Genomic DNA, 11,684 nt, shown 5'->3' with positions numbered 1-11,684 from the left:
GCGTTGGACGGATAGAAAAAGGCATGATCTCATTGAACTGAATCATGCCTTTTATTGCAAGAAATCTACTGGGTGAATTTACTGAACGGGACTTTGATATCTACAAATCCTTTAGCGTAGGGTGCAACCTCATAAGGATGGAATCGGATGACGATGCCTTCATCATATAAAAAGAATTGAGAAGTTTGATCAAGCTGAAAATCATAAATATTTTCTTCAAAAATTGAAACTCCTGCATTAAACATGGCTAATAGACTGTTGGAGATTGATTTCTCTACCTTCTCCATCTGATTATCATCTTTAACATACTCGCTTAGCTTCAGTTCTTTCCCCGTTCTTAAATCATAGTTATATGATTTTGTCGCATCCATTCCATGTGCTCCGCCAGTGTACACATGATCTTCATATACCACAGATAACTTTTCTTTTGCATTGTATTTTACACTGGCCATGGTAATGTAGAAATAATTTTTGTTTGATTTCTTTTCTTCTTTGTCCAGGCGCGCTGCTTTCACTGCGTGAAGTTTAAATGTCTTGTTCAGCTTATCCGTCACAGATTTCTTTCCACCTGTTAGATGTATGTATGGCTGTCCTTTGTAATATTGGACCTTCGTTTTCACTGTAATCGTGCTGCCTGCCTCTACATGACTACTCGGAAGAATTATAGCAATCAGTACAGTGATCAACAGGTAATTCACCCATCTCCATTTTTTTCTTTCCATTCTAGATTTCAACATTATGGATAACCCCCTTTGGCTCAAATGATTTCGTTTCTTGCATTCTGTTCCATATTACCTGTGGAGTGCCCTTTAGGTCTGTTCCGCTCTGAACGTTGCCAATCCAGATGTCCTCTGCTCCCGGATGTTGTAAATAGTGCCTGAGCGTTGCTTTGATCAGAATAGACGAATGTAAGTCTAGTACCTCATCCAGCAGTATCCAGAATAACTCGCCTTCATCCGAGGCCACAAAATGTCGATGCGTGGTCTCTCCGAAATATATAAACTGCTGCCAAATCTCACCACCGTTAACCTCCAACAGAATATATCGAAGCCGAAAGTGTTCGACATCCTCTTGCTTGAACCCGGTCTCTTCTTCAATCTCCCGATAGCTTGCGCTCATGGGTGTGTTCAGTTCCCCTTGTTCCAGATGCCCGCCAATGCCACCCCAAAATTCAAAATCAAACAATCTGCTGCCCGCCTTCTTCATCATCAGCATGTCTGAGCCATTGCTCAAAAACGCTGTAGCCATCTGTCTAATCTCCATATGTATGTTCCTCGCTTTCCAGACTGTGATTATAGAAGTCTACTCGTATATATAACCGCCTTCTACAGCAATTCCTTCAGCTCATTTAGATGTTCAATCGTATGTAAAGGACCAGTCGTAATCCTGTCCTGCCACGGCTGGTTGACCTTCATCCAGATGGTGCTCATGCCTACGCTTGCTGCCCCCTCAATATCGTTAATCGGATGATCACCAATGTAAATGCATTGCTCTGGGCTTAGACCGAAATGATCAAGCGCAAGCTGAAATATGCGTGGATCGGGCTTTTTGACTCCAGCCTCTTCTGAAACAATAATATGGTCGTAATCCTCCCGGATACCGAGTTGATCGATTTTTCCATACTGAATATCGGTCTGCCCATTGGTGATTAACCCGGTTTGGTATTTCCCCCGCAGATGCTGAACGACTTCTCGCGCCTGTTCCATCAGAACTGAACTTCGCACATACTCTCTGCCATAGAACTCCATCAGTTCTGCATGCGGCGGATGCTCTGCCCAAGGCAGTTCATGCAGCAACTCGTTGAACAGAAGGGGTTTATCCTTATAACCATCCTGGTCGAGTTCAATGATTCGTTTACTTATATCTTCGGTTGACTCAAGGTGACCAAAATAGGTCTTGATTAAACGCTGCGTGAAGCCGTCAAAGGTCATCGTTCTGTTCAGAATTGTATTGTCCAAATCAAAAATAACCGCTTTAATATGATCCATCTTCCTTCTCCCCCAATTCCAGTACATGCGTTATCTTCTCCATACTTGTCACTTCTCTAAATCCCAAGTTGCGATAAAAAGATCCAGCAACCGGTTGATCCGTGTACAGAACCAGTCGAGCGTAATGATTTTCCGCTTTTTGAATAACCGCACCCATCAGCCTGCCCCCAACCCCATGTCTTCGAAATTCTCTCATCACATAAAGTCTGCGAATTCTTCCGGTATCAGTCACCTCAGAATAAGGATCTCTGTTCAAACCGCAGATCCCAACCACCTTATCGTGCACTCTGCATTCAAAAAGCGCTTCATCTTCTTGCTCGAATGTATTAATTCCTGTCTCATATTCATGGATTAATCGCTCGATATGTCTGAACCCCTCACTGGAGCTTTCGGCCAGCATCTCCACTAAATCTTCATGATTCCACACCGATATCTCCTGTATCTGCATGGTGTAACCGCCTCCATCATTTTAAATCAAAGGTACACATGCAAACCCAACCATACATTGAATGATGGCCGGGTTTATCTTGTAAAGCTCATTCTCATTTTTTCTTTTTGTGATAGTGATAACCCGTGCACAGACCATTTTGTTTGGATTTGGCTGAACAATTATGTCCACCCTTTTTATCCAATCTGCCTGGATGAGCGTAAGCTGAAGACGATACACCGACAAGTACGACTAGAGATAGAGTTACGATAATAATCCTTATTCAAATGAGTCACCCTTCTTTGGATAAAAACTCAATTTTGAAATTCACGTAACAATATATTTAATATATCAAGAACAGAGAAATTTCTTAAAAAGAAATATTCTACTTTTTATCCCACTCTGCTTTCGGTATAGGTTCCTTTAATATTGGCATGAAAAAATTCCCCAATTGAGGAGGCAGAATTCATTTCATACCAAACATACTCTGGAACATCGTAGTAATTCCAGATATGCCCACTTGATTTAAATTCTACTTCTAATATAGCTTGAGTTGGATCATAAGCAATACTATTTATCATTGTTGAATCAGTATATATCCTGTTCATAAGAAGACCTCCTGCTATTTTTAATGGCTTCTTTTTTGATTATTTGATTTGAAAATAGTTCTAAAATCTCTTGTAGTAAACTTCCTCAACTATAATCTTTGTTCCCTAATTTTAGTTACAACTCTTTGGTAACATTGAAGATCTACTGAAAACTCATTTTCCCATTTTTCTATCAACTTAGGATCATCACTTTCTGCTCTTGGATTTTGCAATGGTACCCTGATTCTAGAAGGTATTTTTATAGCTTCCCCAACTACGATTGCTTCCCCAATTCTTAATGTAGGCAATAAATCTATCAGACTATTCATGTTATCTGGGGCTAAAGATTTTACAATTGATTTGTCTGTTGAATTTGTAAGTCTAAGAGCAATAAAGGTTCCTACTTGTGCGAGTATAGTTTCAGAAATTTCTGAAGGTCTTTGTGAAATTACAAGTGCTCCCAATCCAAATTTTCTGCCCTCTTTAAAAATTTTTTCTACTGCAACCCTAGCATAGCTAATAGCTTCGTTCTTGCCTAAATATGAATGCGCCTCATCATATGCAAGAAATAATGGTCTGTTTTTTCCAGTGCTTAATTCATTACGTCCCCAAAACATACTATCGTATACAAAACGTGTTATAAGCCCAACTGTTATGTCTAACACCTCAAAGGGTACATTACTTAAATCAAGGATAGTCAACCTTTGTTCATTTCCTATCCAGTCAATTAATAAATCATGTAAATCTTTCGGAGAATCAGCACTTCTATAGTCGCCTGGATGGAACATAAAATTGTACCTGCTGTCTCGCAGCCTACTAATTATTTTTTTCTCATATGAATAAAATTCATTATGTTGACTCTTATATGGAGCAGTATTACTAGGGGTTTCTAAATGAGATTGGAATTTTGCTCCCCTCAGTTCTTCAGGGTCTCCATAATCCATAGTTTGATCGTCAAGTTTATTAATGAATTGTTCAGAGTTTTTTTTCGTTTGCTCATCTTTTTTAGTAGAAGAGAAACTTGCATTCAGCCACCAGTTCATTTCGTGCCATAGTTTTCTGGCACTAAATGGTATTGGCGAGTCAGCAGTAACATAGTCTTCATCAACATCTCCAGCTTTTAATTTGGAACTTTCCTTTTTGTATTGAACAATCAATTCTCGTAGCAACCTATATTCGGGCCTCTGGTCATCTGTAGGTTTTGCACCTACAAGAAAAAAAGCTAACTCGTCAAAATTCATAAGCCAGAAGGGAATATATAAGGGATTCTGTTCATCGTTTATTTTGAATACTTTAGCTTCGGGAAACGATGAAGCATACTCCCCATGTGGATCTATTAGGACCATTCTTGAGTTAGTATAATCATTTATAATCCTCTTAATGATCCCTACCGTAGCATTTGATTTCCCACTGCCTGTTGAGCCAAGTATTGCCGCATGTCTGAGAACTAGCTTATGCAAATCAACAAATACATCTAAATTATCTGAGGATGAATGCTTCCCAATAGAGGTGGAGCCCTGACTCCCTTTCCCGTATATATCCTCTAAATCTGATTCTGTTACGATGTGAACTTCATCATTTATAGTAGGGTATAGGCCAATTCCTTTCTCAAAATTACCACTACCTATTTTTTCACCTACAAGATTCACAGATAGAAATCGCGAGCCAATTTCTTGCTTTATTTCAGTATCATTAATTTTACTTGGAGTATTACTTACACTTGAGACGATTCCATACGATACTACATTACCAATCGGTATTTTCACAAAGGTACCTATCTGACCAATTTTGTATACTTTCCCTTCAATAATTGGACTAGCCGACGGAATGTTATCACTAATTTCTACTTCTACAACATTTGAATCAACTCTAATAATCTTACCTAAAAAAGTAATGTCATTTTCCATATAGTGCCTCCTCTATACTGCTTTTTTTCCCTGAATTAGCAATAAAAAAAGATGATAATTTTTTGAAATCTCCAAGAATGAATTTATTATCATTTTTATCCCAATACAAATCACTCTCACTGTCATTCCCAATACTGTCATCATAAATCCAATTGTGTAATTTTCCATTACTGATCATTTTTGTAGGCCCCATAACACAGAGATTTAAAAGGGTTAAGGCGTTGTACTCCATTGAATCAACTTGTTCATCTGAAAAGCACATACATATTGCATATAACCGTGGATTCTGTCTTAAGCAGTTAAAAATAATTTCATTAATATGTTGGTCTGAGAAAGAATATCCTGAGAATATAAATAGCCGCTCTCCCTGTAATAAATAGTTCTTTAACCTATCAAAGTATGCAATAAAAGGTTGTTTGCGAGATAAATTATATTTTTCTTTTGATGGGTATACAACAAGTTCATTTTCTGGTTGTTCTACTTTTCCATTTCGGACAATTTTAAAGTTATCCGTACCATTATCTTTTCTAAATTCCCAGTTCAAAGAACCGTGAATCTTCCATAATCTTATCCAATTGAAAGTCAAGTCATTAGTGCTTACAACTTTCTCAATGCTCTCTGGCCAAAAAAAAGGTTCATATGAACCTACAAACCCATCAAAATATGGGATTCTATTATCTTCCATAGCTTTTTCTAATAACAAATCGTAATTTGTCGTAAATATCTCCTTAACATTGCTTCTGTTTGCAATGTCTAACCAAGCGAAAAATTTTTTCAAATCCGTGATATCCGATTCTTTTTCTCCAGCCTGTATAACATCGTAAATCTGTTTGCAGATTTGTTCATCTAATCGTTGAGCTACAGTTCCATTAACTCCATCATATTCTCTGTCTTCTTTTTCCCCTGTTATTTCTCTTATTTGTCGAACATAATTTAATATATCTTCTACACTAATATTTTCTCTATTATACAAGACAGACAAACTATCCTTTAGATGTGAGAAATGTGGTTTAAGACTCTCATTAAGATTATTTTCAACATCTTCTGTTAGTCTGTATATATTGGGTAGTCCAAAAGCACATGAACTTCCTGCTCCAAAAAAGAAACCTAACTTCTTAGAATATGATAATAACTTTTTAAATTCGTCCATTTCTTGAATTACATTAATAGCGCTCATATTAACTCCTTATTTGCCTTAATGGCTATGTAGTATTTTCGGTTATGATACTAGATTCATACATTTATCTCATTTCTCCCCATCTATTATATGCTTTTCTTCAAAATAATCCTACAATTAACTTTTAGAGAAAAACTCAATATGACGAAACAACAAAACTGCATAAGAAAGTATTAGTAGACTTAATAATCAGTTTTGTCAAGCATTACAACATTCAAATTGTTGACTCCTCTAATCTTGGTCGCTCATGGGTACAAAATGCTTCAGATCTGACTTCGTCTTGCCTTTCTTCTGAATTGGATGACATCATTATGAGCAAAATAGATATATTCTACATCAAGCTCATCTTTGAATTTTTGACTATGGCAAGGAATGGCGGCAGCTTGATTGACCATACGCCTTCTACAGATTCAATTTCCTCGGGAGAATACTTCTTCTTCTCAATTAAATATTCGGTCACTCGATGAGCGTAGATCATCTTATTCACTTTTACATATACAAAGGGCGTAACAACTAAGATCGCTAGAGTGATCAAGATCGTCAGAGATATGATTTTTTTCCTTTTACTCACCTTGCCCCTCCCTAGTTATAAAAAGTTTTCAATTCAAAAAGAGCAAGTACAGAATAACCTTGTGTGGTCTTCCTGCACTTGCTCTTGCAATTAACGGGTCTGAACATCTTGGGTACGACCCATGTACCATGATTGAAATGATTTCGCCGTATCCAGGGAAATGTCATGTGCCCGATGATGCAGTACTGGTTTGGCACGGTTTACGGTATGAATGGAAGCCACACCGAACCAACGCTGTAACACATTACGGGTGATCTGCACTTCGATGACTTTCTCACGTTTGGAGATGAAGAGTGTTGAAGTGAGCGCACCGGTCCGAAGTTGAATGAAATTCTGATGTAAAATGTATCTGGTATGGAAAAATTCCAACACTCTGCTCGTTGCAATCCACACAAGCAGAATAGCCGAAATCATCCACCAGGCATGCTTCTGCCCTAACACAAATGGTTTGAAATACCACAATAAACCCGTAATTATAATCCATCCCCAGCTTGGTTTGAGCAGACGCAGCCATAGTGATATTCTCGGAAGTTTTTCCATCTCCTGCGTCACCTGATAGGATGGTAGAATCTCCTCAATCATGGTATAGGCTTGCTTCACCGGCAAGAAGGGATAGAGCGAGTTCACCTCCTGCTCGGATTCCCCCAGACTACCCGCAGTGGTCAGTTCTACTTCCGCTAATCCAAGCAGCCTTTTCATCGGAGACTGTATAATTTTTACGGCCTGAACTCGTTCTTTCAAGATTGAGAATGACGTTTGTTCCATCATTCCCTTCGAGATATAGATCCGCTTGGCATCCGAGGTGATCTGGAAATTGCCATACTTCACAAAGGTTCTGACAATCCCCAGAGCGATGGATATGATCAATAAAACCAAAATCATCAAACTGGCAATCCACCAGGAATCCAGCCAGGTTAATAACAAACTTTCCGTTACTTCTTCATCAGGGAAGAAGTCCTTCACCCAGGAATACAGCGTAGCCAGGACCGGAATCAGTACGAGAAAACTAAGCGAGGTAAAGGATGCTTTGAATATGTCCTTGCGGGTGGAATGATAATGAACAACCCGTTCCTGTTTTTCTTTTGCAGGTAGAGACATGGCTTCATCAGTTATAAAAGGTTCGGATTGCGCCTCTCCCTCTTCCATAGCCTGAACTGTATCCAACGTATCATGTTCCTCTGTTGCTCCTGCTGTTTCTGCTTCTTCAGCCATATGACCTGCTACAATTTTCTCCAGCTGTTCCGCTTCGGAAAGTGAAACAACGTGTAACTGAAAGGTAGCATCTTCTCCCTTAATCCCGGTCTCGAATCGGATCGACGTCACGCTGAACAACCGATGAAACAGCGTTGTATGACGATTCACATTCTGGACCTTCGTATAAGGTATCGTTCTTCGGGTACGGTTAAACACACCACTATAGATATGAAAGGCTGTATCGTCTGCTGCATAACGCGAGGTGAACCACCTCAGGATAATGGACAGGATGCTAATGGAGACACCTACATAAAAAGCGATTCTTCCATAGTAGAGCCATTGGGACTCTGAGCCCTGGCGGAAGACAAACAAAAACAAGATGATCGCAAACGAATTCTTCACCAGTTTCCACAGACTCCACAGCATGGTTAATGGATGATGTCGCTTCATATCGATCATTCATCCACCTCATTAATCCGCGCATAGGACGCAATCTGATGACGGAGTGCAAGTGCGACTTCCTCTGGCAATGCCGGGATTTCATGCGATGACCCCATCGTGCCAACCGATACGGAATAGAGTCCATATTTTCGCATTAAAGGTCCCTGATTTGTGGTAACCGATTGCACTTTCGCCATGGGGATGATCTGATGTACCTTGGTTAGCGCCCCACGCTTCAGTTGAAGGAACTCCTCATTCACATCATAGTACCAATGCTTGTATAACCATGAAGGCTGGATGAAAATATCCCACACCGCATAGAACACAGATATGGCCGTAACGCCCCACAAAATCCAACCAATCCACGTTTTCCATCCATAGATTGAGTCGAGTATTAACAGTATGGCAAGGATCAAGAAACCTATTACATTCCATATGATGGCGCTAATTCTCCACAAGTTTACCGCATGAGGGGAAAGCCTTTGCTCGGGTATATTCCACTGTATTGACATATGTTCACTCCTTTTTTCCTCGGGTACATAAAAACACACATGATACACTGTACGAACAATCGTTCACGATCGATGCAAAAAGATAAAGAGATGACCCCTATACAATACAGGTCGTCATCTCTTTTGTTCATTTCATTTTACTATAAAATCCTGTACTTCACACAGCCAAACCATATGATCTGTTCCTTCGCCCCAATAGTTGTTCGCTACGACATAGGGTTCACCGAATTTGCGCTGCCACTTCTTCTGTGCAATTCGATAGCCGCTATCCAGGCAGAATTGTTTGATTCCACGCCGCTGAAGCTCAGTAACCAGTGCAACAATGAGTTCCGAAGCAATCCCCTGACCTTGAAAATCCGGTGTGACGTATAGGCTGCCCAGCTCTCCGATATCGTTCAGCCTGCCTTCTGTACATTCACGAATCTCCTCACCGCAAGGTCCATACGAGATTGTGCCTACAATAACATCTCCCATTTTGGCGACGAGGAAAAATACACTTGCTTCTATGTTATCCTTTGCTTGCAATGCGGTGTAAATCATCGCTTTTTTGTGTGTTATTTCATCCTGAATATCATCCAGAAGCGAGCCTATTCCCTCCTGATCAAATGCTGCGGGAATGGTTGTCTCGAACACCTGATACGCTCCATCTGCATCTGATTGCGTTAAAGGTTCAATGGTAATTTTGTCATCCACAGGTTCTTCTCCGTTCCATATATCTTCTTAATCTGTACGTCGCTGAATCAGTCTTCTTAGTTGATTCGCATCCTCAAGAGGAATGCTATATCCAATATGCGTGTCTTCCTGGTTTACTAACAAGCCTTGCATCTTGGGGTCCATTCCTAATGAAAAATCATACCGTGTTATCGAGCTGTCCGTATTTGTTATGCTCATGTCGTACTGTGTACCATAATCGAGAATGCCGGGCAAACGCTCAGCCTTATGTATGGCCTCCATCATGATCCGTATCTCATCAGATCGATTAAACTCAACATCTTGGCATGGTTCCAAAGTGAGGTCTGGATTACAGGTTAAGGTGATCAACAGAGGAAGTCCCTCTTCCGCGTTCGATTCCTTCGGTTTACTGCACCCTGCAATGAACGTGGCAATGACAAATACGAGCAACACTCCTACATATCTCACCATACTGCGTGCCTCCCTGACTTAGTATTAATAAACTAGTAATGAGTAGAGAAGTAATAAATACAGTATATAATGAAATGACTCAACTTCACTAACTATCCATATTCATATCAAGTTACGTAACTCCGGGTCCCATGAAGACAACATAGCGATCAGTCGCTCTACGGTCTCTTCCACAAATACCTGAACTCTCTCACCCGTGATGAACTCAGGAGTAATTCTCGGTTCTTCCCCATTAAGAAAGGAAAACGTGCGGTCCCGCCAGCGTACAATCTCATCAGCAGTTAAACGATCCGTCATGTCATAACCCGGTGAACTGTTGAGCACCTGCCATACCTCTTCGCTCCAACTTGAACCTTGATAGAGATTAAAATCGATCTGGTCCGTCTCCTGGTAATATAAACGCGCCAGTTCTTCCTTGGATCTACGAATGCCCACGGACAAGTCTGCCTTATTGACCCGTTCTACAAATTCAGGATGCACGCTCCGGAACCAGTAATAATCGGTTAGCACATGCATAAAGTACCCACGAACAAACCACTTCCATCCTTCATCGGTACGTTGTTTTATATAAGATGAGTAGAGTTCCTTGAGTCGTCCAGTGTAATCTCCTTCATCCTTTGGATTGAAATGGGTGTACTCCTTATCATCTCTGGTTGTACCATTACGCATATGTATGGAATCCGGGGCGATATTCCCCAGATAGAATGAACCTTGATCAGCCTGCATTTGCAGCGAGTCTGCAATCCGATTAGCAATATTGAGATGAACCATAGGTAACGGCATAGAGTTGATCTCCTTTTATCGGGAAGTATTCTACTATACTTAGGAAAAGAAACGATATACCCTACTGGTGCAACGTACAGATCACTCGAATAGTGAGACTCCGCTATGTTCCAGCTTTTTCACCGTGTAATATGTGACTATCCCTTAATTCTCTCCAATTGCATCCGGTCAAACAGCTGCTCCAGATCCGTATGGTACTCCAGGTGCTCCTTCACAAGCAGACTAATGTATTCCGACCCACATTCATAGAATACTAGACGATTAAACGGAGCTGTATCTCCAAAATGATTGCTTTCCTGCCCAAATTTTGCCCGAATCAGATTCTCAATATAACGCGCGTAACCCTCGTTCCACTCCAACCAGCTCCAGTACTCGGCTTGTTCTTCATTTAATGAAGTAAACAGCGCCTTTCTAGCTGTGTGTACTTGTGTCAGTTCTTTACTCTTCAAAGCAGATAACAATGAGTTAATCCGTTCCACAACGACTTCATCTTCATACGGAAACTCATAATCCAGTTCCCATGTTACGCGCTTCAGTTGGTCCATTTTATGCTTAATCTGGAGACGGTTAACGATCCGCTCATCATATTTCTCATATACATAGCAATGAACATATTCATGGAATAGATAGACTTTCTGCTCCAGATCTTTGAACGCTGCATCCGTTACAATCGCACACATTCGTCCGTTCATATGATGCACCGGCATTGCGGCAAGGCACTCATCTGGAATATATAAATCGTCCGGCACCGTTTTTATCCACTCATATTGCTGTGTCTTGGACGAATAATCATAGATATATAATAAAGCTTCATAGGCTACAACCACTGGATAATGTTCTGCAAACAAAGGATGTATGCTAACCAAGTCCTTCTGAAGCTCGTTTAACTCGTTAATTTGCTCTAAAAAAGCTTCCATGTTATTAACCCTCTCTTTACTGGGATGATGCGTTAAT

At 40.3% G+C, this 11,684-nt stretch carries 15 protein-coding genes; all 15 read right to left on the bottom strand.

Going from position 1 to position 11,684, the window contains the following annotated elements; translation table 11 throughout:
* Positions 1-65 precede the first annotated feature (65 nt).
* Complete coding sequence (locus J2X75_RS00730) at positions 66-554, bottom strand: DUF3298 and DUF4163 domain-containing protein (protein ID WP_310333684.1); 489 nt, start codon at positions 552-554, stop codon at positions 66-68.
* A gap of 169 nt (positions 555-723) precedes the next feature.
* On the bottom strand, positions 724-1,248 hold the full coding sequence (locus J2X75_RS00725; protein WP_310333682.1) for an NUDIX domain-containing protein: 525 nt from the start codon (positions 1,246-1,248) through the stop codon (positions 724-726).
* A 77-nt stretch (positions 1,249-1,325) separates the two neighbouring features.
* Entirely contained in the window at positions 1,326-1,988 is a 663-nt protein-coding gene (locus tag J2X75_RS00720; RefSeq protein WP_310333681.1) for an HAD family hydrolase, read from the bottom strand.
* Positions 1,975-2,436 carry a GNAT family N-acetyltransferase gene (locus tag J2X75_RS00715; protein ID WP_310333680.1) on the bottom strand — a complete coding sequence of 154 codons (462 nt, stop codon included), beginning with the start codon at positions 2,434-2,436 and terminating at the stop codon, positions 1,975-1,977. Before J2X75_RS00715 ends, J2X75_RS00720 begins: the two co-directional genes overlap by 14 nt.
* A 94-nt stretch (positions 2,437-2,530) precedes the next feature.
* Positions 2,531-2,686 (bottom strand): YHYH domain-containing protein, encoded by a 156-nt coding sequence (locus J2X75_RS00710; protein ID WP_310336611.1) that lies wholly within the window; start codon positions 2,684-2,686, stop codon positions 2,531-2,533.
* 121 nt (positions 2,687-2,807) lie between these two features.
* Positions 2,808-3,023 carry a KTSC domain-containing protein gene (locus J2X75_RS00705; protein WP_310333679.1) on the bottom strand — a complete coding sequence of 72 codons (216 nt, stop codon included), beginning with the start codon at positions 3,021-3,023 and terminating at the stop codon, positions 2,808-2,810.
* An 89-nt stretch (positions 3,024-3,112) separates the two neighbouring features.
* A complete protein-coding gene (locus J2X75_RS00700) occupies positions 3,113-4,909 on the bottom strand; it encodes an ATP-binding protein (protein WP_310333677.1) in 1,797 nt (598 codons plus the stop codon).
* Entirely contained in the window at positions 4,899-6,086 is a 1,188-nt protein-coding gene (locus J2X75_RS00695; RefSeq protein ID WP_310333676.1) for an SIR2 family NAD-dependent protein deacylase, read from the bottom strand. The genes J2X75_RS00700 and J2X75_RS00695 overlap by 11 nt, the downstream gene beginning before the upstream one ends.
* 331 nt (positions 6,087-6,417) lie before the next feature.
* The gene (locus tag J2X75_RS00690) at positions 6,418-6,657 is read right to left on the bottom strand and encodes a DUF3139 domain-containing protein (protein ID WP_310333674.1); all 240 of its coding nucleotides are present in this window, start codon (positions 6,655-6,657) and stop codon (positions 6,418-6,420) included.
* Between the two features lie 90 nt (positions 6,658-6,747).
* Positions 6,748-8,310: a PH domain-containing protein gene (locus tag J2X75_RS00685; RefSeq protein ID WP_310333673.1), complete on the bottom strand. Its 1,563-nt coding sequence runs from the start codon at positions 8,308-8,310 to the stop codon at positions 6,748-6,750.
* On the bottom strand, positions 8,307-8,804 hold the full coding sequence (locus J2X75_RS00680) for a PH domain-containing protein (protein WP_310333672.1): 498 nt from the start codon (positions 8,802-8,804) through the stop codon (positions 8,307-8,309). Before J2X75_RS00680 ends, J2X75_RS00685 begins: the two co-directional genes overlap by 4 nt.
* Before the next feature lie 132 nt (positions 8,805-8,936).
* A complete protein-coding gene (locus tag J2X75_RS00675; protein WP_310333671.1) occupies positions 8,937-9,497 on the bottom strand; it encodes a GNAT family N-acetyltransferase in 561 nt (186 codons plus the stop codon).
* Positions 9,498-9,524: 27 nt separating this feature from the next.
* Entirely contained in the window at positions 9,525-9,947 is a 423-nt protein-coding gene (locus tag J2X75_RS00670) for a YhfM domain-containing protein (protein WP_310333670.1), read from the bottom strand.
* A gap of 102 nt (positions 9,948-10,049) precedes the next feature.
* A complete protein-coding gene (locus J2X75_RS00665; RefSeq protein WP_310333669.1) occupies positions 10,050-10,730 on the bottom strand; it encodes a zinc dependent phospholipase C family protein in 681 nt (226 codons plus the stop codon).
* A 137-nt stretch (positions 10,731-10,867) separates the two neighbouring features.
* Entirely contained in the window at positions 10,868-11,647 is a 780-nt protein-coding gene (locus J2X75_RS00660; protein ID WP_310333668.1) for a hypothetical protein, read from the bottom strand.
* Positions 11,648-11,684: the final 37 nt, after the last annotated feature.

Origin of the sequence: Paenibacillus sp. 2003, assembly GCF_031455635.1 — a bacterium.
GTDB classification, from domain to species: domain Bacteria; phylum Bacillota; class Bacilli; order Paenibacillales; family Paenibacillaceae; genus Paenibacillus; species Paenibacillus amylolyticus_B.
Note: the sequence above shows the minus strand (reverse complement) of the source record. Positions and strands in the feature narration are given on the sequence as shown.

Coding starts and splice junctions, on each gene's coding strand:
- J2X75_RS00705 (WP_310333679.1), bottom strand. CDS start 3,023: ATGAACAGGATATATACTGATTCAACAATGATAAATAGTATTGCTTAT.
- J2X75_RS00680 (WP_310333672.1), bottom strand. CDS start 8,804: ATGTCAATACAGTGGAATATACCCGAGCAAAGGCTTTCCCCTCATGCG.
- J2X75_RS00685 (WP_310333673.1), bottom strand. CDS start 8,310: ATGATCGATATGAAGCGACATCATCCATTAACCATGCTGTGGAGTCTG.
- J2X75_RS00660 (WP_310333668.1), bottom strand. CDS start 11,647: ATGGAAGCTTTTTTAGAGCAAATTAACGAGTTAAACGAGCTTCAGAAG.
- J2X75_RS00665 (WP_310333669.1), bottom strand. CDS start 10,730: ATGCCGTTACCTATGGTTCATCTCAATATTGCTAATCGGATTGCAGAC.
- J2X75_RS00695 (WP_310333676.1), bottom strand. CDS start 6,086: ATGAGCGCTATTAATGTAATTCAAGAAATGGACGAATTTAAAAAGTTA.
- J2X75_RS00715 (WP_310333680.1), bottom strand. CDS start 2,436: ATGCAGATACAGGAGATATCGGTGTGGAATCATGAAGATTTAGTGGAG.
- J2X75_RS00670 (WP_310333670.1), bottom strand. CDS start 9,947: ATGGTGAGATATGTAGGAGTGTTGCTCGTATTTGTCATTGCCACGTTC.
- J2X75_RS00720 (WP_310333681.1), bottom strand. CDS start 1,988: ATGGATCATATTAAAGCGGTTATTTTTGATTTGGACAATACAATTCTG.
- J2X75_RS00700 (WP_310333677.1), bottom strand. CDS start 4,909: ATGGAAAATGACATTACTTTTTTAGGTAAGATTATTAGAGTTGATTCA.
- J2X75_RS00725 (WP_310333682.1), bottom strand. CDS start 1,248: ATGGCTACAGCGTTTTTGAGCAATGGCTCAGACATGCTGATGATGAAG.